This is a genomic window from Streptomyces niphimycinicus (assembly GCF_018883605.1).
In the GTDB taxonomy this organism is placed as follows: domain Bacteria; phylum Actinomycetota; class Actinomycetes; order Streptomycetales; family Streptomycetaceae; genus Streptomyces; species Streptomyces niphimycinicus.
This window is the reverse complement of sequence record NZ_JAHLEM010001057.1, coordinates 1-1,480: the sequence shown is the minus strand read 5'-3', so window position 1 is coordinate 1,480 and position 1,480 is coordinate 1. Positions and strand designations below refer to the sequence as shown.

1 protein-coding gene is annotated in these 1,480 nt (G+C 68.0%); it reads left to right on the top strand.

Annotation, left to right across the window (positions count from 1 at the left end; all coding sequences use genetic code 11):
* On the top strand, nucleotides 1-1,480 hold a 1,480-nt coding region (locus KN815_RS47465), incomplete at both ends, for a type I polyketide synthase (protein WP_253209701.1).

The following is a 1,480-nucleotide window of genomic DNA, read 5'->3' as shown; positions in this document are numbered from 1 at the left end:
CCGTATTCGACTACCCGACGCCGCTCGCCCTTGCGGAATACGCGTGTTCCGAACTGCTGGGGACGGCCGCAGAGCCCCTGCACACCGAGCCGAGCGGGTCCCTCGTGGACGACGATCCGATCGTGATCGTCGGGATGAGCTGCCGCTTCCCCGGTGGGGTGAGTTCGCCGGAGGACCTGTGGCGTCTTCTCACCGAGGGCGGGGACGCGATGTCGGCCTTCCCCGCCGACCGTGGCTGGGACCTGGCCGGGCTCTTCCACACCGACCCCGGCCACCCGGGGACCTCGTACACGCGGACAGGTGGCTTTGTAGATGACGCGACCGCGTTCGACGCCGGATTCTTCGGCATCTCCCCGCGTGAGGCGACCGCGATGGACCCGCAGCAGCGGCTGCTGCTGGAGGCGTCCTGGGAGGCGTTCGAGCGGGCGGGGATCGATCCTCGGTCGCTGCGGGGCAGCACGACGGGAGTGTTCGCCGGTACCAACGGCCAGGACTACGTCAGCCTTTTGGGCGGAGATCAGCCGCAGGAGTTCGAGGGCCATATCGGAACGGGCAATTCGGCGTCGGTGATGTCCGGCCGGATCGCCTATGTCCTGGGCCTCGAGGGACCTGCCCTGACGGTGGACACGGCGTGTTCGTCGTCGCTGGTGGCGTTGCATCTGGCGGTGCAGGCGCTGCGGAACGGTGAGTGCTCGCTGGCGCTTGCGGGCGGTGTCACGGTGATGGCGACACCGAGTCTGTTCGTGGAGTTCTCCCGTCAGCGCGGCCTCGCCGCGGACGGTCGGTGCAAGGCGTTCGCGGGGGCGGCGGACGGCACCGGTTTCTCCGAGGGTGTGGGGATGCTGGTGGTGGAGCGGTTGTCTGATGCTGAGCGCAATGGGCATCGGGTGTTGGCGGTGGTGCGGGGTTCGGCGGTGAATCAGGATGGTGCGTCGAATGGGTTGACTGCGCCGAATGGTCCGTCGCAGCAGCGTGTGATCCGGCAGGCGCTGGCGAGCGCCGGGCTTGCTGCCCGGGATGTTGATGCGGTGGAGGCGCACGGTACGGGGACGACGCTGGGTGATCCGATCGAGGCGCAGGCGTTGCTGGCCACGTACGGTCAGGATCGGGATCCGGGTCGGCCGCTGTGGTTGGGTTCGGTGAAGTCGAACATCGGGCACACCCAGGCGGCCGCAGGTGTCGCCGGACTCATCAAGATGGTTCTGGCCCTGCACAACGGTGTGCTGCCACGGACCTTGCACGTCGATGAGCCGTCGCCGCATGTTGATTGGTCGGTTGGTGAGGTGGAGTTGCTGACTGAGCAGGTGGTGTGGCCGGATGTGGATCGGCCGCGTCGGGTGGGTGTGTCGGCGTTTGGGGTGAGTGGGACGAATGCGCATGTGATTGTGGAGCAGGCGCCTGCGGTGACGGTGGAGGAGGCTGGGGGCGAGCGTGTTGGGCTGCCTGCTGTGCCGTGGGTGGTGTCGGGTGTGGGTGAGGC